Origin of the sequence: Pseudomonas arsenicoxydans, assembly GCF_900103875.1 — a bacterium.
GTDB lineage: Bacteria > Pseudomonadota > Gammaproteobacteria > Pseudomonadales > Pseudomonadaceae > Aquipseudomonas > Aquipseudomonas arsenicoxydans.
In genome coordinates this window covers 3,498,783-3,523,175 of sequence record NZ_LT629705.1, presented here as the reverse complement: position 1 = coordinate 3,523,175, position 24,393 = coordinate 3,498,783, and the positions used below count along the sequence as shown (strand labels likewise).

Here is a 24,393-nt window from a genome sequence, read left to right as displayed (position 1 = left end):
AGCTGGTCTCAACAACTGTACGAATTCAAATTCTCTGTACAACTTCCAGCCACTATTGCGGCAAGGAGGAAGCAATACCTGAAGAAAAGTTGATGTAGTGCGTGACGAAAACGAGTACATGCACTGCTAAAAGAGACCGCAGCTATGGGGGTCCACCCCGCCAGGCACTTCATGGGAGAAAGCGTGTACGCAACTGGCGAGGCGAACGAATAAACCATAGCTCAGCCTTTCAACCTCCCTCACACCCCTCATGATTCCCATCACCACCTTCTGCCGCCACGCGCGGTATGGAGCATCCTATGAAAAAAGAACTGATCAAGATCAGCGAGTTTCAGCGCCGGCGCTGGGGCGAAGGCGCCCCCCCGCAATGCCCACAGGCAATCCGCAACCACATCCGGAACGGAACGGAATGGTACCCGGCGAGCAGATCGGCAAACTCTGGTACGTTGATTGGGCCGCTTTCAGTCGCTCGAACGGCAACGACCTGGTCGCAATGGTATTGAAAGGAGCTGCATGATGGTGCCACGGCCGCGCAACCCTGCGAACAAGGGACTTCCGCAGAACCTGTACTACGACGCGCAGCGCTCGACCTATCGCTACCGGCGGCCTACCGATGGGAAGTGGTTTCCGTTCGGCGCCGACCGCCTCAAGGCAATTGATGCCGCGAAGCAGCTGAACCTTGAGTTCATGCGCGGTGCCGACTTGGTCGGTGCCGTAATGAACAACGCCTCAGAAACGTTCGCCGGATTCCTCGACACCTACGAGCGCGACGTCCTGCCACCCCGCGAGCTGGCGATGGGAGTCCTGGGCTTGTATGCGGTGCATTTCCTTCGCTTTCGCAAGCATCTCTCGCCACAATTCGCCCTTTTCGTGCATGTGGAGTGCAAGCGTCAACGGAACCGGCGACGCTGTTTCCATCCCTAAATATTTGGCGGTGTCTTGCCACATACGCTCCCAAAGGAAAATGTCGCCGCTGGCCACGTTGAAAGCCTCGCCACGGACTCGCTGAGCGCAGCCCAAACCCTGGCTCATGCCTGCAAACCGGCGCCCGTGAATTGCAGTAGCTGGCCGTAGGCCTAATCGGTGCCGGGGAATCGCATCGGGATACTTAGCGCATGGGACAGCTCGGCGAAGACACTGATGACCATCGTAATATTCATCGGGTTGCCGTAGATATCCCCGACCATGAGATCAGGATGCCACGCCACATAATCCCAACGGCTATGCTCGGCACGCTTTCTCAGTTGGGCTTCCTGAGCGACGTACAGGTTCGGTGGCGTATGCCCCGCATCGCTCTCCCGTGCAGGCGTGCGAACCTTGCCCCAAGGTGGGAGCCGTAAATTTTGAAGCCCTAATAGATGACCACGAGCCGCAACGCAGAATTGGCTTGCTCCAGTCCGTCGAGCACGTTGGCCAACATGGCGGCGTTGCGACTGGCTTCCACCACCAGATTCCCTCCGACTGCCTGATGAGCCGCCAACTAGGTCCATCTCTGCCCTCCATCACCAAACTTCCTGGGGGGGGCATTGGCACACCTAAATCTTGCGCCCATCTCCTCCCCAAGAGGTGAGGATTCCACCGAAAGCCAGCCGTTTTGTAGGGGTAAAAACGACCAAAAATAAAAAGGGGTTGCGAGATAAAATCTCGCAACCCCTTGAATTATATGGTCGGGACGGAGTGATTCGAACACTCGACCCCTAGCATCACATCTCCTTTTGCATACTTCTTGAAAGCTTCCAAAATTTTACTCTGGATTTTTCTAAGCTAGTATTTACTTGAGCTCCAGCGGCGTTCTGCTCTACGAGAGACCAGTAACGTCCATCAAGAGCCGACGTTTTTGTGGGGGTAAAAGTAGGGGGAGTCCATTTCATGGCCAAAATCACCATCAAAGAACTCGAGTCGCTGACTCCCAACGATGCTGGCCGAATCCTCCGAGAGGATGGCAATCTGGCCGGTCGAATCTCAGTCCGCAAGGACGGTGTGTCGGTCAGTTTTTTCTATCGCTATCGCTGGGGCGACCAGAATAAAGAGTACGCCTGCGGAACCTGGCCGCGCAAATCCCTGACGGACATTCGCAAGGCGCGTAACCACGCCAGGACGCTCATCGATCAGCAAATCAATCCCAACGAGCAAAAGAAAACCGCCAAGGCACAAGCATACGCCGATGCTAACGTGAAGGCCGAACAAGTAAAAACGACGAAGGTGCAAACGCTGACCGTCCAGGATCTGGCCAAGGCCTGGCTGTTGGATGCGTCGCGCGTAAAGATGGCAATGCCGAGTTGCAGCGCCGTTTTAACAAGGACCTTTTTCCGGTACTCGGTAAGACCGCAGTGAGCAGCGTCTCCGAACATGATGTTCGGCGCTGATCCGCACCGTGGTCAACCGCGGCGCTCACCGGCAAGCCATCAGCTTCTTCGCCGACCTTTCCCAGATGTTTAGCTGGGCTAGAAAGCGTCAACCTTGGCGAGCCTTATTGATCGAGGGGGACCCGACGGAACTGGTCGACATCTCTCCCTTGATCCCGGCCGACTACGAGGCAGAAAGAAGCCGCATCCTTTCCCCGACGGAGCTGTTGGAACTGCACAACCGCTTCCAGCAAATGACCACCGATTACGACGCCCTCCCCGCGGGCCAAAAATACGACGGTATTCGACCGCTAAAGAAAGAAACGCAACTCGCGCTCTGGATTAGCCTAGGCACACTATGCCGCATTGGCGAGTTGCTGCAGGCCGAATGGAAGAATGTCGATCTGGACGAGCAGACCTGGTTCCTCCCCAGCGAAAACGTCAAAGGCGCCCGGGGCAAAAAACAAGACCACCATGTTTGCCTCTCCCCCTTCACCTTGCATTTCTTTCAGGAACTCAAAAACCTGACGGGAGACTCGCAATGGTGCTTTCCGAACAAACTGAATGACGGGCATGTGGACGTGAAAGTGGTGAGCAAACAGGTCGGCGATCGCCAGGCCCGCTTCAAAAACCGCAAGGCTCTCTCCAGACGGCGTCATGATGACACGCTGGTGCTTGCCGAGGGCCAGAACGGTGACTGGACGCCGCATGACCTACGCCGCACCGGCGCAACCATGATGCAGGCGTTGGGGGTCAGCCTGGACGTGATCGATCGCTGCCAAAACCATGTGCTGGCGGGTTCTCGGGTGAGACGCCACTACCTGCATCACGACTATGCCGAAGAGAAGAAAAACGCCTGGAACCTGTTAGGCGATCGACTCAGTGCCGTGCTGTCCTCAAATTACGAGCACGCGCCAAACACGTCGATGTTGTCTTTTCCAACGTACGATGTGTCAGAGCGGGCTCCCTTATAAGGCGGTTACACCCGCTCCGCGGAATTTAACATCCGCGACAACCGATGTTGTGACCTTTCATTCGCGATGAGCAAAGGTGACAGACTGCATGTACACATTCGTAAGCTTCACCATTGCGGAACTGTTCGAAAAAGTATGGCAAACGCCTATGTATTGGTGCTGGTGCGGTTTTGACCCAAGCTGCTGAATTCAGTTGACCCTTAGGCGGTCTGTGAAGACACACATAAGACCATCGATTACCGAGTATTCGGGTGGGTCATTGATTTCCGGAAGCCTGGGTCACTCCATCAGCGCCAACATCTCTGATTCATCACTGCTCTCCCGTAACCCGTGTTTTGCCCTTCGTCAAAGTCAGGCTCAACAGTACCGAAATCAATATGATGCCGCCGACGGTGGTCAGCGACCATTGGATCGGCATGTGCCACCACGGCGCGACCAGCATCTTGCCGCCGATGAACAACAGTACGATGGCCAGGCCATATTTGAGCAAGTGAAAGCGGTTGGCCATGTCGGCAAGCAGAAAATACAGTGCGCGCAGGCCCATGATGGCGAAGATGTTGGAGGTGAACACGATGAAGGGGTCGGTGGTGACGGCGAAGATAGCCGGGATGCTATCGACCGCGAACACCAGGTCGCTGGCCTCGATCAGTACAAGCACCAGGAACATCGGCGTCGCCCAGAGCAGGCCGTTCTGGCGCACGAAGAAGCGCTCGCCGTGAAAGCCGTCGGTGATGCGAAGATGCCTACGCATCCAGCGCAGCAAAGGGTTCTTTTCGAGGTCTGGCTGCTGGTTGGCGAAGATCAGCATCTTGATGCCGGTGATGACGAGGAAAGCACCAAAGACATAGAGTAGCCAGGCAAACTCCTGCACCAGCCAGACACCGGCGAAAATCATACCGGCGCGCATGACGATGGCGCCGAGCACGCCATAGAGCAGGACGCGGCGCTGCAACTCTGGCGGCACGGCGAAGTAACCGAAGATCATCACGAAAACGAACATGTTGTCGATCGACAGCGACTGCTCGATCAGGTAGCCCGTCAGGAATTCGAGCGTTGTACGCTGGGCCACTTCGGCGCCGAACATGCTGCGCAGATACCACCAGAGCAGGATGGCGAAGACCAACGCCAAACTGGTCCAGGCGATGACCCAGGCCAGCGCTTCGCGCACCGAAACACGATGCGCCTTGCGTCCGCCGAAGACGAACAGATCGAGCGCCAGCATGGCAAGGACGAACACGATGAAGGCGGCCCACATCCAGGATTGGCCGACGCTGATGGCGGTCATTTACTGTATCCGTATGAAGCAGCAACAGGCTGAGGAGACATGCTAACGAGCCTGTCACATCAACAAAAATCGTTTATTCGTTGCGAATAGTTCGTTTTTTACGAAGTATTGATTCAGGTGCTTAACTACCGGCAATCGCATTGGTTCTGCTTCATGGTCAAGGTGGGGGGGCATGGCGCGCGGTTCCAGCAACCCCGTTCCCTGTTCGATCGTGATGAAAAGGTCTGCTACCCCCTTCGACAGGCTTGGCAACTGGTAAGCCGGTGATGCAGGCGTATATTGATAGTGTCGATCCAGTTAGTTGAGGCGATAATAGATCGCCAATGGTGGGACAAGCGAGAGAGCTGGGGGCGCTAGCGGATAACCCAGAACGTTTGGAGGTGTCACATGAGACAGTGTCAACGACTCTTTCTAATCGCAGGTCCCACCATGCGTCACTCGCCGGCGATGGAGCGGGCAATCGCACTGGCCGACGCTACAGGCGCAGCGCTGCATATCGCGGTGTTCATCGAAGACTTCGACCTTATGCGGTTAATGAGCAACAGTGAACAACTTCGTGAGAGTTGCCGGCGGGAAAACCTGCAGTGGTTGACGGATGAGGCCGAACTCATGCGCAGGAAGGGCATCAATGTGACCACCGAAGTTGCATTGACCCGTGACCCGCTGCAAGAGATCCTTGGGCATGTGGCTGAAATGCAGCCGGACCTGATCATCAAGGACGTACATCATGAATCAGCGCTCAAACGCATATTCGTCACGCCTTTGGATTGGCAGTTGTTGCGCGAATGTCCGACCCCCATACATCTGGTCAGCGAAGTCAGGTGTCCGCTTCCTCGGGTGATTGTGGCGGCGGTTGATCCATCGCATCCAGAGGGTCAGATCAGCGGAATCAACGACAGCGTCATTCAGGCGGCGAACGAATTGGCGACGCAATGTGATGCTGAATTGCACATGCTGTATGCCTATGAACTGACCCACACACATTTCTCTGATGCAGGTGCTGGCGCCGTGACGATGCCAGGCTTCAGCAACGACGTGCGCCGGTCACTTGAAAAGTGCTTCATTGCCTTGGCTGGACGCCACGGCGTGCCACCTGAGCGACAACACTTCATTGCGGGGCCGCCAACCAAAGCGATGGCCGACTTTGCCACTCATACTCGAGCGGATGTCTTCGTAATGGGAAATACCCATCACAAAGGGGTGGATAAGCTGATTGGCAGTACCACGGAGCATGTTCTGTATCAGATGCCCTGCAGCGTTTTGGCCATCAAGGGAGAAGCGGATCACTGATCGAAAAAACCGCCACTATCGCAGCCGGCTGTTACCCAGGCTGCTGACTTCAGCTGACCCTTAGGCGGTCTATGAAGACACGCATAAGACCCTTGATTACCGAGTTTTCAGGTAGGTCTGCGGATAACCGCGCACTAAGAGAGAGAGCTGATATGAGATTTTGAGTCACGATCCTGTCCTAAATTGGAGGACAGGGAGACACACCTACGCACCCTGTCCAGGGTTCACGTAGGCATCATCAGCACAATGGCGGTTAAAGGAGGAATGCCATCTCCTTTTTTCATCCTATAGCAGTAACTGTAGGACTTTCAAGGTACAACGAGTTCGTATGAATTGGCTTAATGAGTTTTGACACCGCAATCGAGCGCTACGATGGCGCCCAGATTCGAGGTGTATCTCTAACCGAGCCCTAGTCTACGCGGCGCAAATCGCGAGAGAAAACCATGACATGAAGGTTCACGACCTTTTTCCGCCCTCCGCTTTCATAGACGCAGATCCGTTTGCAGTCTTCTTTTCCTCATCGTCATAAATGGCTAATTAAATGCGGAACGCATGTGCATGAACATAAACAGCAAGGATGACCGTCGACCGTTTTTTATATTCCTCATCTTTTTGCGCTTGGGACTGACCTCATTTGGCGGCCCCATCGCACACTTGGGGTATTTCCACGATGAGTTCGTCACGCGCCGGCAATGGCTCACTGAGCGTAGTTATGCTGATTTGGTCGCACTTTGCCAGTTCTTGCCAGGCCCCGCGAGTAGTCAGGTTGGTATGGCGCTGGGACTCTCTCGTTCGGGCTACTATGGGGCGCTGGCCGCCTGGGCGGGTTTCACGTTGCCCTCGGCGATCCTTCTGATTCTGTTTGCGTTAGGTATTTCCAACTATGGCGATATCATCGCGCCTGGCGTACTGCACGGCCTGAAAGTCGTGGCCGTTGCGGTGGTCGCTCAAGCCGTATGGGGAATGGCACGGAATCTATGCCCAGATGCGTTGCGTATCACGATCATGGCGATTACGACGTGTGTGGTGCTGTTGGTTCCATCTGCATGGGGGCAGATCGGCTCAATTGTTGTAGCTGCTTTTGCCGGCTTGCTTTTATTCAAACCAGCTTGCGCCGCCGAACATGATCCACTGCCCATAAAGCTCGGTTACCGAGCAGGTTTGTTCTGGTTATCACTGTTCTTCACTTTGCTGGTCGGTTTACCGATAATGAGCCAGATGCTACTCAATCAGACGCTCTCCATGGTAGATGCATTTTATCGCGCCGGGTCTCTAGTATTTGGTGGCGGTCATGTGGTGTTGCCATTGTTGCAGGCAGAAGTAGTGCCTTCAGGCTGGGTCAGCAATGAAACCTTTCTTGCCGGGTATGGTGCAACGCAGGCTGTTCCTGGGCCGCTTTTGACGTTCTCTGCATTTCTAGGTGCTTCGATGAGCGCCGAACCCTCTGGCTGGGTCGGCGGGTTCATTTGTTTGCTAGCCATTTTTCTGCCGTCGTTTCTATTGATCGTTGGTACGTTACCGTTTTGGGAGCAACTGCGGCGCAGCGTACATATCCAAGCTGCATTGCTTGGGATCAATGCGGCGGTGGTTGGTTTGCTTCTGGCAGCGCTTTATCAGCCTGTATGGACGAGTGCGATCCTTAAGCCACAGGACTTCGGTTTGGCGTTGGTGTGCCTAGTCGCTCTGACGTTTTGGAAGCAACCGCCATGGTTGGTCGTGATCGGTGGCGGTGTAGCCGGATGGTTGCTGAGTGCCATGCTTTGACAGTCTTTCAAACTCCTTAGGGCTTTCTCGTCTACTTGGAGTGCCCTTCCATTGCATCCTTAGCATGGTCGGAGCGTTGGGCGTCAAATCACTTGTGCAAGGCCATCACGAAGCTGGCATCTGACGTTATATATGAACTCGCCCCCTCAACGTGAGCTAGATCAGTTTGCCCGCCGCCAATGGCAGCGCTCGCCCGGGAGAATGATCCGTGGCGAGGCGCTGAACACCGGGCAAAGGCTGCCTAATGTTTTGCGAGACGGACCGCGTTACCTCTATCAATCACAGGTATATGCCCACTCCCGAAAAATGAATTCAGCCACTCATGTGCCCTTTCAACGTCGAATATCAATCAATGGTTTTCCATTTCTTGAATAGCGGTTCTGGTGATTTTGTATTCGCTACACCCTAGACAAACAATTTGCCAGTAATTACCCGACGGATCGAGTTCGGTCGATCGAGTCCCGCAAATAAAGCACTCCATACCCACCTCCAGTAGCTAATCGCTCTACTGTAGCTGAACCGATCAAACTCTCCACCGCCCGCGCATGCCCCGGCATAGGACTCCCATGCCCACAGAAAACAAACCGGCCGAACTCAAGGTTGAGCGCTCGACGGTCACGAAGCTGGTGATCACCGGCGCACCGCGGCTCGACCCAATCAGCGTATTTCTTGAAGACTTCGGCCGCCGGGCTATCCCGACCGAATCCAACCCGAACTACGAGACCCGCCCAAGGCAAGGTCACGATCAACTGCTGGGACAAGAGCTGGAATGCTTGCTGGGGCGGCATGGGCCCGCGCACCGTCGCGGAGTTCGTCGCCGACTGCGGATGGGACTATGTCCTGAACTGCCTGGATGGCGGTATCAGTTCGACGGTATTCAGCGGCAATGCGCTGCATGCCTTTGCTAAGAGGTGCATCGTCCAGCGCCGCCGACAACAGACCAGCCGCCACGACTGGGAACTGGGCGATCTGAGCAAAGGTAAAGCGCGCGAGCTTTGGGACGAAATTGATGTTCTACGCAACATCGAGAGTTCAAACGAGTGCTGGCATCACAGCCATCTGCTGACGGAGCTGTTCGGTGATGAGTGCCATTACGCGCTCGATGGAAAGACGGTCGAGGAGAACCACGAATTCACTTACCTAAGGCGCATTGTCGAAACAGTGCAACAAGCGTTGAACTAGGAACAGCAGCAGGTGGCTGCACGACGGCTGTGAATGCCCATGACCTGATATCAGTGGAAATTCCAGGCAGTTAGTCATCCGCCGTGAAATCGCCGTACCCGCGTGGCAACTCCATCCATGTATCAAGAGCTGCCGGCTGCCGCGCGACCGCAGCATCCCATTCAGGGCCTATGGCTACGCTTTTGCTCATCATGTCGCGAATGACTGCTGTTGCCACTTCGTACTCATGATGTATTTCTAGCGCTTTGGCTAAAAATTCTTCTTTCTGATTCATGGAATAGCTCCAGAGATTATGAATCCCCTCCCCGCTGCACGAGAAGATGCTCTTAATCCGTTAGGGTCCACAACTTCCCCGCCGGTCGTCCGTCGAGCGACGGAATCGGGTCTGTTTCAGGTGAAGGTGAAGGTGAAGGTGAAGGTGCATAAAGAAAAGCTGCCCAAGCTTCGTACGCCAGCTTTTGGCGACTAGCAGCTTCCTCCCATGCATAGCCTGAGACTTGCCGCGCCGACACCAGCATCATGATGTGGTTGGTAGCTGCGTCGAGCTCGAGTAATAACTGGTGGGAGCGGAAGCGAAAATCGTCTGTACTGTTCATCTAACGGCACACCTGTCATAGGCTTGGTACCGAATAGAGCCAATACACCTATGTAGGCATTTTGCCATCAACGTTGGTTGCCGCGCTATTTCACACGACAATCGGTTCGCTCTAGGGATGGTCATCTGTTTCTGGCGGACTTCGGCCACCACCGATTTTGAAAGTGGCGAGTTGATCCACAACACTCAGTTCACCCACTCATTTCTGTTTTTATTAGCCACCGCGTATTGGCGTTAATGTGTTTTTGACCCAGGAGGCTGATTTTGACTGACCCACATGCAGCGTCTGAAACCACTCGCATTATCATCATTTGCTGAGTATTCGGGAGGGGCAGTGAATTCCGGCAGCCTGGATCAGAAACGCATCAGCGCCAACAGATAGGTCATAGCATCTGCCCCTAATCATAGTCATGGACAGATAGGCAAAGCCTACGCGGCCACAAGGGATATATGCGTAGGCATCACTAGCCGGAAGGCAGTCAACGGAGGAATGCCATCTCCTGCCATAACTCTAGCACTGCATTCTTTTCTTGCATGCAGGAAGTCGGATTGATCACTAGCCGTTTTTGTAGACAAAAGAGGAATATGACCGGTGAGCGAGCCCATGAAATACAGTTGCGTTCCTCGATAAATGTGATGTGGATTTATTGGGCCCTAAGTGCTCACAACTTGCTGCCTGCGCGCCGCATGAAATAGCCCGGCGTGCCGCGTCGGCATGTGCACCAACCTGCTTATTTTCGTAGGCAGAATTCGGCACCATTTCGGTGCTGTTTGGCCCGTCCCTCGAGCTCCGCACAGACATAGAAAGTAGCCGACCAAATTACCGCCGCTCAGTATCGGATGCTCAACCTCAAAGCCCCGTACATTTTGCGTAAAATTTCTACGGTCTATCGATTACCAAGGTTCGCCTGCTACGTAGCAGACCTTTGGTCGCCTACAGGCACTAAAAAAAAGGTCCGTTTTTCTTTGGTTAAAATTTAACCAGCGAATAAAACCCGGCACTTGGCCGGGTTTTACCTGCGCTCCTTAACAACGCAGTTCCCAACTGAGAGGGATGGAGAACTGACAAAAAGGCGCGCAGGCGGCTGATATTGCCAAAAGGCATTTCTCAAAGCAATCCACCCAACGCGAGATAGCAGGTCGCAATCGACGATAGTTTCGCTATATACTTCCGAATCCGCATACCCTTTGAGCTACAGGTACATCAGCATGACTGTACTCCAAACGAGCTACTGGCAGCCTACGCCGCCTTAGCGCTACGCCCCCTCGCAACACCTCGCACCCGCCTGTTTCGCTCGCGGTGCGTACTGCTGTATGCCCGGTTCTTACACCCAAAGCACACAGTCCAATAATCCTCACAATTTGAATTCGTATCGACGCGCTCGCCATTCGCCTGGTGTGCGTGCGGTGCATTGCCTTGGATATTTCTATGCTGCAAAAACTTAAACAAACGTGGCTTTCCAACGTCCGTGGAGACGTGCTCGCGGGTCTCGTCGTCGCTCTGGCGCTCATCCCGGAAGCCATTGCCTTCTCTATCATTGCCGGCGTCGACCCCAAGGTCGGTCTTTACGCTTCCTTCTGCATCTGTGCCGTCATTGCCTTCGTCGGCGGACGTCCGGGCATGATCTCAGCGGCAACCGGCGCCATGGCACTGCTCATGGTTACTCTGGTTAAAGAGCACGGGCTACAGTATTTGCTGGCAGCCACCCTAGTGTGTGGGGTGCTTCAGATACTTGCCGGTTACCTGAAGCTGGGCTCACTGATGCGCTTTGTCTCGCGCTCGGTGGTCACTGGCTTTGTGAACGCTTTGGCGATCCTGATTTTCATGGCGCAATTGCCTGAACTCACCAATGTCACCTGGCATGTTTACGCCATGACCGCCGTGGGCCTTGGAATCATCTACCTGTTCCCGTATGTACCGAAGATCGGCAAGCTGATTCCTTCGCCGCTGGTCTGTATCCTGACCCTGACCGCAATTGCCATTTACCTCGGTCTGGATATCCGCACCGTGGGAGACATGGGCCAACTGCCGGACACGTTGCCGATTTTCCTGTGGCCTGAAGTCCCGCTGAACTTTGAAACTCTGCGCATCATCTTCCCGTACTCAGCAGCGCTGGCAGTTGTAGGCCTACTCGAGTCCATGATGACCGCGACCATCGTCGATGATTTGACTGATACCACCAGCAACAAAAACCGCGAATGCAAGGGCCAAGGCATCTCCAACATCATCGCTGGCATGCTTGGCGGTATGGCAGGCTGTGCCATGATCGGCCAGTCAATCATCAACGTAAAATCAGGTGGCCGAACCCGCCTGTCGACACTTTGTGCCGGCGTCTTCTTGCTACTGCTCATCGTCTTTCTGGGTGAGTGGCTGTCTAAAATCCCTATGGCTGCGCTAGTCGCCGTGATGATCATGGTGTCCATCGGCACCTTCAGTTGGGACTCTCTGCGTAACCTCAAGCAGCACCCGCTATCGACCAACATTGTTATGGTCGCCACCGTTGTGGTGGTCGTGGCAACGCACAACCTGGCCTATGGTGTCCTGGTGGGCGTGCTGCTGGCTTCGCTGTTCTTTGCGAACAAAATCGGCCACTACCTCGACATCCAGTCCAGCCTGGATGCCAAAAATTCACACCGGACGTACACCGTGGTGGGTCAGGTGTTTTTCAATTCGGCTGAAAAATTCACCAACGTTTTCGACTTCAAGGAAGCACTCAAGAAAGTCACCATCGACCTGACCCAAGCCCATTTCTGGGATATCACTGCCGTAGCGGCGCTGGATAAAGTGGTGATCAAGTTCCGCCGTGAAGGCGCTGAAGTTGTGGTGCTGGGTCTGAACGAAGCCAGCGCCACCATCGTTGACCGCTTTGGCGTGCATGACAAACCTGACGCCATCGACAAGCTCATGAGCCACTAAGGAGATCGATAATGACCCGCGTAATGGCATGCATTGATAACTCACAATCCTCACTAGCGGTCTGCGACTACGCAGCATGGGCGTCGCAACAGTTAGATGCGCCACTGACCTTGCTGCATGTATTGGATGAAGAGAAATACCCTGCAGCAGCTGACCTGAGTGGAAACATTGGCCTCGGCAGTCGAGAACACCTGCTGGAGGAACTGGCTACGTTGGATGCCCAGCGTGCCAGGCTCGCTCTGGAGCAGGGCCAGCACATGCTTGAAAAAGCCAGGGAGCGAACTGTCATCTCCGGTGCTGGTTTTCCTGAGTTGAAGCAGCGCCACGGCCACTTGGTAGAAAGTCTGAGCGACCTTCAGGAGGATATTCGGCTATTGGTGATCGGAAGAGTGGGAGAAGACAGCGCACGCTGTACGCGTACCCTTGGTAGCCAGATAGAAGCTGTCGTGCGAACAATTCACCGGCCCATCTTGATCACAGCCAATAGCTATAAAAAGCCCGAAAAAGTGATGCTCGCATTTGACGGCAGCCCTACGGCCTACAAAACCATTCAGATACTTGCCGCCAGCCAGCTTTGCGAAGGCCTGCCCATTCATCTCGTTATGGTCGGAGCAGACTCGGAAGATAATCGTGATGCTCTGGCGAAGGCTGTAGGCATGTTCCTCTCTGCCGGCTTTGAAGTACAGGCCCAGATCCGACAAGGAGAAGTGGAGGCGGCTTTGCACGTTTATCAAGCGGAGCACGGAATTGATCTGCTGGTCATGGGTGCCTTCGGGCACTCACGCATCAGACAATTTCTGGTAGGCAGCACAACTACGACGATGCTTCGAACGGCCACCATGCCTGTGTTGTTACTTCGCTGAGGCAAGCCTCTAAAGTAGGGGTATCTGGCTCGCGCGGTTCCGGCGCAAGACAGGGACATCAACTGGACGCGCCCAGCTCGAATACCTGCGGCCCCTGAATGGAGCATGAAGCGTGAGCTGCTGAGTCCTAGCTATAGTCGTTATGCCGAGATAAAGGAAAATCAGGACATCTGCGTCCAAGCAGTTGTTCCATTGAGGTTTAAGTACAATTCACCTCAATTTCTCGTTCATGGATGTCCTACTCGGACAATCCGCGCACGCCAATCACGTCCTCTCTAGCCGTCGTTCACCGGCAGGCTGTAGGGTAAATTGAAGTTGGAATTTGAGGGTGATGCCAGCGGCGGTCAGTGCGCTTTGCAAGGACAGAGGCGCAGCGCAAGCGAGTCGCGCGAATCGAAACTGCCAATGCATGATAATCGAGTAGTGCCATGAAAAAAAAACATCACCATGAGCATCACCTTCAACTCCGGGTTAGCGAACTTGCACAGTTGTTTAACTCGATGGATCCAACACCTTTTCTTAACAAGGATCTTGATCGCGAGGCTGAAGCGTTCATCGAGACCTGGGCAGCAGAGTTTCCGTCGGACAGCCTGTTTCGTATCACAATCCACCTTGAGCACCTGCCAGCAGAAGGCGATCCAAGTGCGATCATGGTCGAGGCAATCCACAACTACTTTGATCATAAAGCAGGTCTCGTGCGCAGTGAGTTGAAACGCCTCCTTCGAGAGGGCCGCATTAGCCTGTTGATCGGCATCGGCTTTGTTACCCTTTGCCTGATCGCAGTCGATGTCATCGGCCAACTTAGTGCTAGCGCCGTAGTCAGCATAGCGCGCGAAAGTCTGATGATCGTTGGCTGGGTGGCAATGTGGCGTCCGCTGCAGATTTTTCTATATGACTGGTGGCCGCTTTTAAGATCGATTCGCGTCTACAAAGCTATAAGCCATGCACATGTTCGAGTAGTGCAGGGCAAATAATGCCTACCGCAAGCCGCAATAGGTGTGGGCCCTATGGGGCGTTCTCAATTGAGCAAAGTAGGCGGTATAGGCACTGGCGCCTGCAAGCGCTGGAGAGACTCCCAGCCGAGCGAGCCCATGGCCACCAGCAAAATTACGGCATTGATAAAGCTGGCGAGGATCGAGCCGCGCCGACAGCCGTCGGTAGTAGCCGGGTAGCTGCCAGTGCAGCCAGGCCAGAATCAGCCAACCGACATCACTGAGGTTATGCCTGGCATCTGCTAGCAAGGTCAGGGAATTCACTTGCCAACCATAGACCCCCTCGACCAATACAAACCCCAGGTTCAGGCAAATGCTAATGGCAAAGGCGGGGCGAATAGCTTGGGGCTGTGTACATGCTGCGCGTGATCGTGGGAAATCTGCGGCTGTACCTCGGCGTTTGATCTGCGCTTGCTGACGTTTTACAAATCGTTCTTGCCCTTGCCGAGCAATAACGTCTCGACGACTGCACCGTCGTGCAGCGCGATCACTTCGCCTTCCGCCATTGGCCGCCAGTCGTCTTCGCTGAGCGGCACGCTTGCGATGAAGCTCACCCGCTGTTCGCCGCTTGCCTCATCCTGCAACAAGGTATGGGGGACAGGGCAATGCCAGTGGTACAGGGCTGGCGCCTCTACCTTGCCGCTCAGCGCGTTGAAACGTCGATCAGCGTGAGCGAATAGCGCATCACCATCGCTATAAAGAAAATTGGCCGGGCCAAGCCGACGCAAATCAGCAGCAAAACGGCCAATCAAGGCCAGACGCTCATGCAGGGAGGGCAGTTCCGGGTACTGCATCTCCATCAGTTGCAGGCGTGCCAGCAACGCACAAAAAGCCTGTTCGGAATCGCTTTCCCCTATGGCCTGATAACAGCCACCGTCGAACTCGGCGGATAGAGCGAGGCCACGCAGATTTCCATTATGGGCAAATATACGCATACGCCCCCTGAGTTCACGGGCAAATGGCCCCGTATTGGCCAAGTTGACCGCCCCCTGAGTAGCATGCCTCAGATGCGCAACGATTAACTTGGTGCTGGGCCCTTGGTTCTGTAAGAGTTTTACCAACTCGCTGTCACTGGCGGCAGTAGGCTCCCTGAACAGGGCAACATCGCGTCCCCGGTAAAACCCCACACCCCAGCCATCACGATTGTGACCTTCGCCACCGGCATGCGCTGCCAGAGCGGCGAGCGAGTGCGTCAGTTGCGTAGGCAACCGGCTGCTCATGGCCAGCAATTCACACATCGGTTGCAACTCGCGTCACTTCCGTGCGGGCCTCACCTTCAATGAGTCGTTTCATGACAGTCCCCGATACCAGTTCGACGACTAGAAGGGTAGACAACTGCAAGCGATTTCACACAGCCTGGGTCGGTTTTGGCCGGTCGTGCCCATTAGGCGGTCTGTTCAAATCCGATGCAAAACACTGGTCAGTGTCGAATGCAAATGGGTGGTCAAATTCATGCGATTACGCACCCAGAGGCGCTGCCACCTCGCACGTACCATTTTTTCGCAGCCTAACGCCTACCGCCGTTGCGGTTTCCGGCCAGTAGCCGAGAGTTTTTTCCAGCTTCTAAAGCGAGAGCGGATCAAGCGAAAAATCTGCACCACGCGGCAGGATGCTCCTAGCGATGTGTTCGACTACGTCGAGATGTTCTACAACGCAAAACGCCGCCATGGTTTCAACAATCAGCTGTCACCGGTAGAGTTTGAAAAGCGTTACGTAATGAGCTTGCAAGGTGTTTAGAGAATCCGGGGCGATTCAGTCATCGTGGATTGCGTTACCAGCTGGGACGTCTGCATAGCTCATGTTCGTATCTCCGAAGGTCTAGGGTGGGGCCGGGCTAGTTGGCCTTTTTGCCAACGGTGCCCATCTCGATTGGGGTCTTTATGTAAAACACGGAGATTTCCTCAACCTCCAATCGCTTGAACAACCTTTCGCATTCATCCTCGGTGATAGCCATGCGAATTTCGGTGGGCTGATCGGCCAGTTCAAAAAAATGTGAGGAATGCAGCCGACCAGTGTGCCCAAAACCCTCGATACCTGTAGAAAGGGTCGCACCACGCAGTCCCATTTCTTTGGCTAAATCTACGATCCAGTCGCCAAGCATCTTTCCCTGATAACGACGGTTCTGTTGAGTAAAGAAAATCACGAGAAAACCTTTCATTTTCATCTCCTCAGCGCGTGCCAATCATTTGATAAGTCAAAAGCCCGGCAGCGGTCATTGCTAACGAGCCTACGACGTGCAATGAAATCGAGCCGAACGCCCAGAGCAGTTTGCCTTCCTGAATCAGGACGACTGTCTCGGCTGAAAACGTGGAAAAGGTAGTAAGTCCGCCGCAGAAACCCGTGATGATCAGGAGACGCCACTCTGGACTAAGGGTGGGAGATGCGGCCAAGAAGGCGATGGCCAGACCGATGATGTAACCCCCAACCATGTTCGCGACCACCGTGCCTGGAGGAATCGTGGGGAACAGGGCGTTTAACTTCATGCCCAAAAGCCAACGCAACCAAGCACCCAGTGATGCGCCTATAGCGATGACCAGAAGTGATTTCAGCATGGTTGCATGTCTCCTCTGGGCTGATGTCGCCGAGGAGGTGCGGATAACCGCGCACTAAGAGAGGGAGCTGATATGAGGTTTTGAGTCACGATCCTGTCCTAAATTGGAGGACAGGGAGACACACCTACGCACCCTGTCCAGGGTTCACGTAGGCATCATCAGCACAAAGGCGGTTAAAGGAGGAATGCCATCTCCTGCTTTTATCCTATAGCAGCGGCGGTCAAACATTCAAGCTGCTATACGGTCGGGAATCCAAAACTGAATGCCGTCAATCGAAGCATTCAATAAATGTCGATCAGCATTCCCAACATATGAGCTAGATCAGTTGGATTTAAACCTGAGTCGCTATACTGACCGCCCAGCACCGACCTAAGGCTTCCCCATGACTCATTCGATCAGTGGCCAGCTAGATGTAGTCATTATCGGCGGGGGCCAGTCAGCCTTGGCGGTAGCGTATTTCCTACGCCGAACTCAATTGTCATTCGTTATCCTCGATGCGGAGGAAGAACCCGGTGGTGCCTGGCGACACGGCTGGAATTCGCTACATCTATTCTCCCCAGCCACTTGGAGTTCGATCCCTGGCTGGATGATGCCCCCCACGCAAGAGGGTTACCCTTCGCGCAACCATGTGATCGGTTACCTCAACCAGTACGAGCAGCGCTACCAATTTCCTGTCGAGCGCCCGGTTCGGGTCACTTCTGTGGAGCATATGGCGTCTGGTTTACGGGTTCGTTCTGACGACAGGCATTGGGATGCCAGGGTTGTGGTCAGCGCTACAGGCACCTGGAGCAATCCCTACATCCCTCACTACTCAGGTGCCGATTTATTCGCCGGTCGGCAGTTGCACTCCGCGCACTATGTCGACGCCCAACCGTTCGAGGGCAAGAAGGTGTTGGTGGTGGGTGGCGGTAATTCAGGGGCACAGATTTTGGCCGAGGTTTCCAAGGTCGCCGAGACCACCTGGGTGACCCCCGTCGAACCATTGTTTTTACCGGACGAAGTGGATGGGCGGGTACTGTTCGAGCGCGCAACCGAGCGCTGGAAAGCCCAACTGGAGGGGCGCGTCATTGAGCAGCCCGTTGGTGGACTGGGTGACATTGTCATGGTGCCGCCAGTTGTCGAAGCCCGTGAGCGCGACGTCCTCAAGTCTGTACGCCCTTTTGAACGTTTCACTCGCAACGGCGTGATTTGGGTCGACGGTTCCGAATCTGCGGTGGACGTGGTGATTTGGTGCACTGGATTCAGACCAGCCCTACAGCATCTGGATACGCTAGGGGTGATCAACACCGAGGGCCGCGTTGATGTCGAAGGTACCCACTCGACCGAAGAGCCAAGGCTGTGGCTGGTCGGTTACGGCGAGTGGACAGGTTCGGCTTCCGCCACGCTGATCGGTGTAACACGCACAGCACGCAGCACAGTCAATGAGATCGCAACCTTTCTTGGCGATCCGTCCGAGGCCTAGTGCGTCTACACCATAGGAGTAGTGGACATGAGCGAAATGATTGTGCGCTGGCCTGAGCGGAATCCCCGCCTCTTCTTAGCAGTAGCCGCACTGATTTGGTTTGGTTTGTATGAGGCCCTGATTCCCATTTCGGAGGCTTTGGTCGCAGCGATTCCGGTTGATCGTAATAGCCACCTTGGAGGCGCCTTACAGTTTTTTTTCTACGACACGCCCAAAGTGCTGATGCTGCTGACCGGCATCGTGTTCTTGATGGGTATGCTCAACTCCCACTTCACCCCTGAGCGCACCCGCGCACTGTTGGCGGGGCGAAGCGAGGGTATGGCCAATGTAATGGCGGCCTCTCTGGGTGTGTTTACCCCCTTTTGTTCCTGTTCAGCCGTTCCTCTATTTATAGGTTTTGTTCAAGCCGGGGTGCCACTAGGGGTGACTTTCTCTTTCCTCATTTCTGCGCCCATGGTGAATGAGGTAGCGCTGACACTGCTGCTTGGCCTGTTCGGCTGGAAAGTTGCGCTGCTATACCTCAGCCTGGGTTTGTTTATTGCGATTGTTGCTGGTTGGGTCATCGGGCGCCTGAAAATGGAGGCCCATCTGGAAGACTGGGTTCGTAATATGCCCAAGATCCAGGCAACCGCCGGGGACACGAGTATGCCGCTGCATGAGCGAATAAATGCCGGGTTTACCAGCGTGCGTGAAATCGTCGGGAAAGTATGGCCTTACATCCTTGCCGGCATAGCCATTGGCGCAGGCATTCACGGGTATGTGCCTGAGGATTTCATGGCCAGTTTCATGGGCAAAGAAGCATGGTGGTCGGTACCTCTCGCGGTTCTTATAGGCATCCCCATGTATACCAATGCGGCTGGCATCATTCCTATTGTGCAGGCACTGCTCGCAAAGGGCGCGGCATTGGGCACTGTGCTGGCCTTCATGATGAGTGTCATCGCTCTATCCCTTCCTGAGATGGTGATCTTGCGCAAGGTGCTGAAAGTTCGCCTGATAGCCACCTTTATTGGGGTCGTAGCCGTCGGCATTCTGATCGTTGGTTACGTCTTCAACTTCACTTTGTAATCCACCTACCGAGGTTTTTATGAAAGACATCAAGGTTCTGGGCTCCGGTTGTGCAAAATGTAAATCGACAGTAGCCATCATCGAACAGGTGGCGAGTGCGAAAGGCGTCCCCGTAAAACTGGAAAAAATCGAAGACATGCAACAGATCGTCAGCTACGGGGTAATGTCCACGCCAAGTGTCGTGATTGATGGAAAGGTTGTTCACTCAGGTGGCATCCCGACCCGTGACAAGGTCGAACAGTGGCTCAGTGCTTGAGGTAAGCCGCTTCTGGACGTCCAGACACACTCGGTGTTGAGAGGCCCAACTGTGCCCGCCTCAAACCATGACAGGCTCGGGCTAGGGACTCGGCCCGTCAAGTCTCAAAGCCCTATGGGAAATGGCGATGCCTAAATTGGTTATGCCCTTGTCCGACAATGACGCGGCGTTTCTTTCGTCGGCAGCCGCTGCGGCGGCTCTGGCAGGGGTGCCTATAGAAACCCTCAACAGCCAGTGCTTTTGCATCAGTCTGGATAAAAATGCCCTGCGCGAGACTCTGGAGTCGACGCTCGGTCAGCCAGGTTTGTTTGAGCTTGTGCAGCAACGCTGCCCTCATCTATTCGCCGCCCATCCGGTCTTCATCGCACCGGCCCACTTGGATCGCATGGCGCAGGTCGTGCGCGCGGTCGAATCAGTCGTTGCACTCCCGGCTTACCGAGAGGAAGTGCTAGCTCACTCTCCTACTATCGCACGACATGACCCGGGTGGGGTCAAGGGAGTGTTCTTTGGGTATGACTTTCATGTCACTGAGAACAATTTCGGCCTGATCGAGATCAACACCAATGCTGGTGGAGCAATGCTCAATGCCGTGTTGTCACGAGCGCAGCACGCCTGCTGCCCGGCGATAGAACAGCTGCTGCCACCATCGACAAGGGCCGAAACGTTTGAAAGCAAAATCATTGCAATGTTTCGTCAGGAGTGGTCACAGTACGGCCTGGATAAACCGTTGCGCAGTATCGCCATTGTCGATGAGGCGCCCGAGCAACAGTACCTGTACCCAGAGTTTCTGCTGTTCCAACAGCTGTTCCAGCGTAATGGACTAGAAGCTGTGATCATCGATCCCTCTGAGCTCAACCTGAGGGATGGTTTACTTTGGCATGACCAGTTGGCCATCGACATGGTCTACAACCGGTTGACCGACTTTTCTCTTGAGGCAGTTGGCAACGCCACGCTACGCCAAGCCTACCTTGAACGAGCCACGCTACTCACACCACATCCGCGAGCCCATTCCTTGTACGCAGACAAGCGCAATCTGGCCTTACTCTGCGATGCCCAGCGATTGAAAGCATGGGGGGTGCCACAAACTACCCAGGATCTATTACTGACCAGCATTCCGCATACAGAAATAGTAACGGCAGAAAATGCAGAGCGCCTATGGCGTGAGCGCCGGGGGCTGTTCTTCAAACCTTGCGCCGGATTTGGCAGCCGGGCTGCCTACCGTGGTGACAAGCTCACTCAGCGGGTCTGGAAGGAGATTCTCGCCGGTGATTATGTTGCCCAAGCCTTGATCTTGCCTGGTCAACGAACGCTATCAAATGAAACTAAGGCCCAAGTGCTGAGGTTCGACGTTCGTAACTACACCTATGCTGGCGAGGTACTGTCGGTGGCCGCACGGTTATACCAAGGCCAGACAACTAATTTCCGTACATTGGGCGGCGGTTTTGCACCCGTGTATCCAGGCCCACAAACGGCAGGTTGACGATTAGACAGATCATTCATTCAGGTAGAACGTAAATAACACCCCAGCTTCTATAGCCCGTTACAACCTGACGAACAGCCTAGATCGCGCTCCAGTTGCAGAGTGCAATGAGTGATCTCGAAGTGCTCACGTAATTCTTCAGCTACATCCCGCAACAACTGATCGCTATCCGGCAATGACGCCATAACCAAATGTGCAGTCAGCGCAACCTCCGTCGTGCTCATAGCCCACACATGCAAATCGTGGATATCGATGATGCCTGGCTGACTCAGGAGATATTGACGTATCGAAGGCAAATTGACCTGATCGGGAACGCCGTCAAACAGCAAATGTAGGGATTTACGAAACAATGACCAAGTAGTAACGACGATAATAACGGCAATCACCAAACTAATTACCGGGTCAATCCAGTTCCAACCTTTCCATTGATACAACGCCCCTGCCAGCAATACGCCTACCGATACCAGAGCATCGGCTGACATATGAAGGAAAGCTCCGCGCAAATTTAGATCGTTTCGGCTTCCAGAAATGAACAGCCAAGCGGTAATGGTATTGACCAAAATACCGATACCAGCAACGAGCATCACTGTTACACCAGCTATCGCCACCGGAGCCTGCAGGCGTTGAAACGCCTCCCATCCAAGCGATCCCATCGCAATCAGCAAAACAAACGCATTGATAAAACTAGCGAGAATCGAGCCCCGTCGCCAACCAAAGGTATGCCGATCATTTGGCTGTAAGCGTGTAGCGGCCAACGCCGCCCAAGCCAGAATCAATCCTCCCACATCGCTAAGGTTATGGCCCGCATCCGCCAAGAGAGCCAGTGAGTCAATTTTCCAGCCATAGAACGCTTCGATTAAAACAAAACCGAAATTTAGCGCTATACCAAGACCGAAAGCCTTGTCGTATCTCTTGGGTACGTCAGCATGACCATCATGCGAATGAGTCATTTTATGAAACCTTCCGGCTAGGGTATGAGCAATGCCATATGCCTTAGGAATTGTTAGGTCTAAAATTTCTTCAGCGGAAATGGGGACTGATTCTCCCTCGGTTAACCTCTCGCGACTTGCAAGCTGGATCTCGAGAGCAAGGCAATTATCTCAGCATAACTTCTTCATATCGCCTCGGCATGCCTGGGTAAGGCGATAGAAATTAGAGCGGCCAGCAGCACGAAGACCGAGGAAACCCACAAACAGGCCTCCAATCCGTAACTCTGATAAATCCAGCCGGACAGCACGGTGCCGAGCAATCGGCCCAAGGCGTTGGACATATAGTAGAAACCCACATCCAGCGATACCCCGTCTTCTTTGGCATACGAGACGATGAGATAGCTGTGCAGCGAGGAATTCACCGCGAACAGCACGCCGAACACCATTAACCCACCCAGCAACACAACGTGAGGCGACCAACCCGCCGAGAGACCGAGGGCTATTGCTGCAGGCAGACCCGCCAGCAATGCTGCCCAAACGAAGGCAGCCCGCCCATCAGGGACGTGGCCGTGCTTCTTTCCGGTGATGTTCGGGGCCAACGACTGCACGATGCCATAGCCGATGACCCAGGCCGCCAAGAAGCCGCCAACCAACCAGAAGTCCCAGCCAAACACCGTGCTCAGGTAGACCGGCAACGCCACCACGAACCACACGTCTCGGGCACCAAAGAGGAACATCCGCGCCGCCGAGAGGATATTGATCGCCCGGCTCTTGGAGAGAATGTCGCGAAACTTCGGTTTGGCCTTGGCTTTACCCAGATCTTTCTTCAGCAGGAACAGGCTGGCTATCCATATCAGCGCCAGCGTTGCGGCCATCGCCAGCACGGCAACCGTAAAGCCTAGCAATGCCAGCAGCGCACCGCCCAGGAAGAAACCCACGCCTTTGAGCGCGTTCTTCGAACCGGTGAGAATTGCCACCCACTGATAAAGGGTGCCTTGCTGGTTGTCGGGCACTAGCAGCTTGATGGAGCTTTTCGCGCTCATCTTGTTGAGGTCTTTGGCAATACCCGACAGCGCCTGGGCCCCCATCACCCAAGGGATGGTCAGCCAGGCGGCGGGCACAGTCAGCATCAATAAGGCTGCCACCTGTAAGCCCAAACCAATGTTCATGGTGCGATTCAGGCCTAGACGGGCACCCAGGTAACCGCCGACTAGATTGGTAATGACACCGAAGATTTCGTAGAACAGAAACAGGAACGCAATCTGCAACGGGCTGTAGCCCAACGCATGGAAGTGCAACACCACCAACATGCGTAGCGCACCGTCGGTGAGGGTAAAGGCCCAGTAATTGCCGGTCACCAACAGGTACTGGCGCACTTGCGGGGAAAGGGCTGACAACGCGCTCATGATCTCTCCCTGTTAATCGGCCAAACCGACCAGTTTGGCCAACTCAACAGCGCGGTTCGCGTAACCCCATTCATTGTCGTACCAGGCGTAGATCTTCACTTGAGTGCCATTGATCACCATCGTCGACAGTGCATCGATGATCGATGAACGCGGGTCAGTGCGGTAGTCGATGGACACCAGTGGGCGTACTTCATAGCCGAGGATATTTTTCAGCGGGCCTTCTGCTGCTGCTTTGAGCAACGCATTAACTTCATCCACCGAGGTGGCGCGCTCCACTTCGAACACACAGTCGGTGAGCGAGGCGTTGGCCAGCGGTACGCGCACCGCGTGACCATTCAGGCGCCCACGCAGCCCGGGGAAAATTTCCGCAATGGCGGTGGCCGAGCCGGTGCTGGTCGGGATGAGGCTCATGCCGGAAGCGCGGGCGCGGCGCAGATCCTTGTGCGGCTGATCGAGGATGCTCTGGGTGTTGGTCAGGTCGTGAATGGTAGTGATCGAGCCGTGGCGAATGCCCAGATTCTCGTGGATCACTTTGACGACCGGGGCCAGGCAATTGGTGGTGCAGGAGGCAGCGGTCACAATACGGTGCTGCGCCGGGTCGAACAGGTGCTGGTTAACGCCCATCACCACGTTCAAGGCGCCTTGCTCCTTGACCGGCGCACAGACCACCACACGCTTAACGCCCTGATCCAGGTAGGCCTGCAACACCGCCACAGTCTTCATCTTGCCGCTGGCCTCGATCACCAGATCGCAACCCGACCAGTCGGTTTCGGCAATCGTTTTGTTTGCGGTGACCTTGATGCGGTTACCGCCAATCATTACATGATCGCCTTCGGCGCTGGCTTCGTTGTGCCAACGGCCATGCACAGAGTCGAAGTTGATTAGGTGCGCATGGGTTGCTGCATCGCCTGCCGGATCGTTGATTTGCACGAACTCGAACTCTGGCCAGCCCCAGGCTGCACGCAGGGCGAGACGACCGATACGACCGAAACCATTGATACCTACTTTGATACTCATATTGTTGTTCTCTGGGGCT

The 24,393-nt window shown here is 54.7% G+C and carries 21 protein-coding genes, 3 pseudogenes and 3 riboswitches; of the genes and pseudogenes, 14 read left to right on the top strand and 10 right to left on the bottom strand.

Annotated elements, in window-relative coordinates:
- The first annotated feature begins 299 nt into the window (after positions 1-299).
- The 3 genes and pseudogenes from BLQ41_RS16515 to BLQ41_RS16500 all read left to right on the top strand — a co-directional run bounded on the left by BLQ41_RS16515 (position 300) and on the right by BLQ41_RS16500 (position 3,319).
- Positions 300-503, top strand: a complete 204-nt coding sequence (locus BLQ41_RS16515) for a hypothetical protein (RefSeq protein ID WP_408003463.1) — start codon at positions 300-302, stop codon at positions 501-503.
- A 13-nt stretch (positions 504-516) separates the two neighbouring features.
- Positions 517-843: pseudogene (locus BLQ41_RS16510) on the top strand (phage integrase Arm DNA-binding domain-containing protein); the annotation flags it as partial.
- A 1,026-nt stretch (positions 844-1,869) separates the two neighbouring features.
- Positions 1,870-3,319 (top strand): annotated as a pseudogene (locus BLQ41_RS16500) (tyrosine-type recombinase/integrase).
- A gap of 310 nt (positions 3,320-3,629) precedes the next feature.
- On the opposite strand, the gene BLQ41_RS16495 reads toward BLQ41_RS16500, so the two are convergent.
- Positions 3,630-4,604 carry a TerC family protein gene (locus BLQ41_RS16495; RefSeq protein WP_090182460.1) on the bottom strand — a complete coding sequence of 325 codons (975 nt, stop codon included), beginning with the start codon at positions 4,602-4,604 and terminating at the stop codon, positions 3,630-3,632.
- Between the two features lie 387 nt (positions 4,605-4,991).
- On the opposite strand from BLQ41_RS16495, the gene BLQ41_RS16490 reads away from it, so the two are divergent.
- The 3 genes from BLQ41_RS16490 (at position 4,992) to BLQ41_RS30925 (ending at position 8,840) form a co-directional block, all read left to right on the top strand.
- Positions 4,992-5,894, top strand: coding sequence for a universal stress protein (locus tag BLQ41_RS16490; protein WP_090182458.1), 903 nt, complete (start codon positions 4,992-4,994; stop codon positions 5,892-5,894).
- 222 nt (positions 5,895-6,116) lie between these two features.
- Positions 6,117-6,178, bottom strand: a riboswitch (Fluoride riboswitch).
- A gap of 274 nt (positions 6,179-6,452) precedes the next feature.
- On the top strand, positions 6,453-7,658 hold the full coding sequence (chrA, locus tag BLQ41_RS16485; protein ID WP_090188613.1) for a chromate efflux transporter: 1,206 nt from the start codon (positions 6,453-6,455) through the stop codon (positions 7,656-7,658).
- 786 nt (positions 7,659-8,444) lie between these two features.
- Positions 8,445-8,840 carry a C2 domain-containing protein gene (locus tag BLQ41_RS30925; RefSeq protein ID WP_231997032.1) on the top strand — a complete coding sequence of 132 codons (396 nt, stop codon included), beginning with the start codon at positions 8,445-8,447 and terminating at the stop codon, positions 8,838-8,840.
- A gap of 70 nt (positions 8,841-8,910) precedes the next feature.
- On the opposite strand, the gene BLQ41_RS16475 is transcribed toward BLQ41_RS30925, so the two are convergent.
- Together BLQ41_RS16475 and BLQ41_RS16470 are read right to left on the bottom strand one after the other, a co-directional pair.
- Entirely contained in the window at positions 8,911-9,114 is a 204-nt protein-coding gene (locus BLQ41_RS16475) for a hypothetical protein (RefSeq protein ID WP_090182457.1), read from the bottom strand.
- 52 nt (positions 9,115-9,166) lie between these two features.
- A complete protein-coding gene (locus BLQ41_RS16470) occupies positions 9,167-9,436 on the bottom strand; it encodes a hypothetical protein (RefSeq protein ID WP_090182455.1) in 270 nt (89 codons plus the stop codon).
- A 447-nt stretch (positions 9,437-9,883) separates the two neighbouring features.
- Positions 9,884-9,945: riboswitch (Fluoride riboswitch) on the bottom strand.
- Between the two features lie 919 nt (positions 9,946-10,864).
- Here BLQ41_RS16470 and BLQ41_RS16465 point away from each other — a divergent pair.
- The 3 genes from BLQ41_RS16465 (at position 10,865) to BLQ41_RS16455 (ending at position 14,189) form a co-directional block, all read left to right on the top strand.
- Positions 10,865-12,352 carry a SulP family inorganic anion transporter gene (locus BLQ41_RS16465; protein ID WP_090182453.1) on the top strand — a complete coding sequence of 496 codons (1,488 nt, stop codon included), beginning with the start codon at positions 10,865-10,867 and terminating at the stop codon, positions 12,350-12,352.
- Positions 12,353-12,363: 11 nt separating this feature from the next.
- Positions 12,364-13,215 (top strand): universal stress protein, encoded by an 852-nt coding sequence (locus tag BLQ41_RS16460; protein WP_090182451.1) that lies wholly within the window; start codon positions 12,364-12,366, stop codon positions 13,213-13,215.
- Positions 13,216-13,643: 428 nt separating this feature from the next.
- Positions 13,644-14,189 carry a hypothetical protein gene (locus BLQ41_RS16455; RefSeq protein WP_090182450.1) on the top strand — a complete coding sequence of 182 codons (546 nt, stop codon included), beginning with the start codon at positions 13,644-13,646 and terminating at the stop codon, positions 14,187-14,189.
- Positions 14,190-14,192: 3 nt separating this feature from the next.
- Here the strand turns inward: BLQ41_RS16455 and BLQ41_RS31390 are convergent, their stop codons facing one another.
- Both BLQ41_RS31390 and BLQ41_RS16445 read right to left on the bottom strand, forming a co-directional pair.
- The gene (locus tag BLQ41_RS31390) at positions 14,193-14,471 is read right to left on the bottom strand and encodes a cation diffusion facilitator family transporter (RefSeq protein WP_408003462.1); all 279 of its coding nucleotides are present in this window, start codon (positions 14,469-14,471) and stop codon (positions 14,193-14,195) included.
- A gap of 158 nt (positions 14,472-14,629) precedes the next feature.
- Positions 14,630-15,445 carry a class II glutamine amidotransferase gene (locus BLQ41_RS16445; RefSeq protein WP_090182448.1) on the bottom strand — a complete coding sequence of 272 codons (816 nt, stop codon included), beginning with the start codon at positions 15,443-15,445 and terminating at the stop codon, positions 14,630-14,632.
- A 286-nt stretch (positions 15,446-15,731) separates the two neighbouring features.
- Here BLQ41_RS16445 and BLQ41_RS16440 point away from each other — a divergent pair.
- A pseudogene (locus BLQ41_RS16440) lies at positions 15,732-15,944 on the top strand (IS3 family transposase); the annotation flags it as partial.
- A 97-nt stretch (positions 15,945-16,041) separates the two neighbouring features.
- Here BLQ41_RS16440 and BLQ41_RS16435 read toward each other — a convergent pair.
- A complete protein-coding gene (locus BLQ41_RS16435; RefSeq protein ID WP_090182445.1) occupies positions 16,042-16,365 on the bottom strand; it encodes a DUF190 domain-containing protein in 324 nt (107 codons plus the stop codon).
- A 10-nt stretch (positions 16,366-16,375) separates the two neighbouring features.
- Positions 16,376-16,759, bottom strand: a complete 384-nt coding sequence (crcB, locus tag BLQ41_RS16430) for a fluoride efflux transporter CrcB (RefSeq protein WP_090182443.1) — start codon at positions 16,757-16,759, stop codon at positions 16,376-16,378.
- A 142-nt stretch (positions 16,760-16,901) separates the two neighbouring features.
- Positions 16,902-16,963, bottom strand: a riboswitch (Fluoride riboswitch).
- Between the two features lie 178 nt (positions 16,964-17,141).
- On the opposite strand from crcB, the gene BLQ41_RS16425 reads away from it, so the two are divergent.
- The 4 genes from BLQ41_RS16425 (at position 17,142) to BLQ41_RS16410 (ending at position 21,022) form a co-directional block, all read left to right on the top strand.
- Entirely contained in the window at positions 17,142-18,221 is a 1,080-nt protein-coding gene (locus BLQ41_RS16425; protein WP_090182442.1) for an ArsO family NAD(P)H-dependent flavin-containing monooxygenase, read from the top strand.
- 27 nt (positions 18,222-18,248) lie between these two features.
- Positions 18,249-19,286 (top strand): permease, encoded by a 1,038-nt coding sequence (locus tag BLQ41_RS16420; protein ID WP_090182440.1) that lies wholly within the window; start codon positions 18,249-18,251, stop codon positions 19,284-19,286.
- Positions 19,287-19,305: 19 nt separating this feature from the next.
- Positions 19,306-19,542, top strand: a complete 237-nt coding sequence (locus BLQ41_RS16415) for a thioredoxin family protein (RefSeq protein ID WP_090181972.1) — start codon at positions 19,306-19,308, stop codon at positions 19,540-19,542.
- 127 nt (positions 19,543-19,669) lie between these two features.
- Positions 19,670-21,022, top strand: a complete 1,353-nt coding sequence (locus tag BLQ41_RS16410) for a hypothetical protein (protein WP_231997031.1) — start codon at positions 19,670-19,672, stop codon at positions 21,020-21,022.
- 50 nt (positions 21,023-21,072) lie between these two features.
- Here the strand turns inward: BLQ41_RS16410 and BLQ41_RS16405 are convergent, their stop codons facing one another.
- From BLQ41_RS16405 to BLQ41_RS16395, 3 genes are all read right to left on the bottom strand, one after another.
- Entirely contained in the window at positions 21,073-21,972 is a 900-nt protein-coding gene (locus tag BLQ41_RS16405; protein WP_090182439.1) for a cation diffusion facilitator family transporter, read from the bottom strand.
- A gap of 164 nt (positions 21,973-22,136) precedes the next feature.
- Positions 22,137-23,357 (bottom strand): organoarsenical effux MFS transporter ArsJ, encoded by a 1,221-nt coding sequence (gene arsJ, locus BLQ41_RS16400; RefSeq protein ID WP_090182437.1) that lies wholly within the window; start codon positions 23,355-23,357, stop codon positions 22,137-22,139.
- A 12-nt stretch (positions 23,358-23,369) separates the two neighbouring features.
- Complete coding sequence (locus tag BLQ41_RS16395) at positions 23,370-24,374, bottom strand: ArsJ-associated glyceraldehyde-3-phosphate dehydrogenase (protein WP_090182435.1); 1,005 nt, start codon at positions 24,372-24,374, stop codon at positions 23,370-23,372.
- Between the last annotated feature and the right edge of the window lie 19 nt (positions 24,375-24,393).

Coding starts and splice junctions, on each gene's coding strand:
- BLQ41_RS16515 (WP_408003463.1), top strand. CDS start 300: ATGAAAAAAGAACTGATCAAGATCAGCGAGTTTCAGCGCCGGCGCTGG.
- BLQ41_RS16495 (WP_090182460.1), bottom strand. CDS start 4,604: ATGACCGCCATCAGCGTCGGCCAATCCTGGATGTGGGCCGCCTTCATC.
- BLQ41_RS16490 (WP_090182458.1), top strand. CDS start 4,992: ATGAGACAGTGTCAACGACTCTTTCTAATCGCAGGTCCCACCATGCGT.
- chrA (WP_090188613.1), top strand. CDS start 6,453: ATGAACATAAACAGCAAGGATGACCGTCGACCGTTTTTTATATTCCTC.
- BLQ41_RS30925 (WP_231997032.1), top strand. CDS start 8,445: ATGGGCCCGCGCACCGTCGCGGAGTTCGTCGCCGACTGCGGATGGGAC.
- BLQ41_RS16475 (WP_090182457.1), bottom strand. CDS start 9,114: ATGAATCAGAAAGAAGAATTTTTAGCCAAAGCGCTAGAAATACATCAT.
- BLQ41_RS16470 (WP_090182455.1), bottom strand. CDS start 9,436: ATGAACAGTACAGACGATTTTCGCTTCCGCTCCCACCAGTTATTACTC.
- BLQ41_RS16465 (WP_090182453.1), top strand. CDS start 10,865: ATGCTGCAAAAACTTAAACAAACGTGGCTTTCCAACGTCCGTGGAGAC.
- BLQ41_RS16460 (WP_090182451.1), top strand. CDS start 12,364: ATGACCCGCGTAATGGCATGCATTGATAACTCACAATCCTCACTAGCG.
- BLQ41_RS16455 (WP_090182450.1), top strand. CDS start 13,644: ATGAAAAAAAAACATCACCATGAGCATCACCTTCAACTCCGGGTTAGC.
- BLQ41_RS16445 (WP_090182448.1), bottom strand. CDS start 15,445: ATGTGTGAATTGCTGGCCATGAGCAGCCGGTTGCCTACGCAACTGACG.
- BLQ41_RS16435 (WP_090182445.1), bottom strand. CDS start 16,365: ATGAAAGGTTTTCTCGTGATTTTCTTTACTCAACAGAACCGTCGTTAT.
- crcB (WP_090182443.1), bottom strand. CDS start 16,759: ATGCTGAAATCACTTCTGGTCATCGCTATAGGCGCATCACTGGGTGCT.
- BLQ41_RS16425 (WP_090182442.1), top strand. CDS start 17,142: ATGACTCATTCGATCAGTGGCCAGCTAGATGTAGTCATTATCGGCGGG.
- BLQ41_RS16420 (WP_090182440.1), top strand. CDS start 18,249: ATGAGCGAAATGATTGTGCGCTGGCCTGAGCGGAATCCCCGCCTCTTC.
- BLQ41_RS16415 (WP_090181972.1), top strand. CDS start 19,306: ATGAAAGACATCAAGGTTCTGGGCTCCGGTTGTGCAAAATGTAAATCG.
- BLQ41_RS16410 (WP_231997031.1), top strand. CDS start 19,670: ATGCCTAAATTGGTTATGCCCTTGTCCGACAATGACGCGGCGTTTCTT.
- BLQ41_RS16405 (WP_090182439.1), bottom strand. CDS start 21,972: ATGACTCATTCGCATGATGGTCATGCTGACGTACCCAAGAGATACGAC.
- arsJ (WP_090182437.1), bottom strand. CDS start 23,357: ATGAGCGCGTTGTCAGCCCTTTCCCCGCAAGTGCGCCAGTACCTGTTG.
- BLQ41_RS16395 (WP_090182435.1), bottom strand. CDS start 24,374: ATGAGTATCAAAGTAGGTATCAATGGTTTCGGTCGTATCGGTCGTCTC.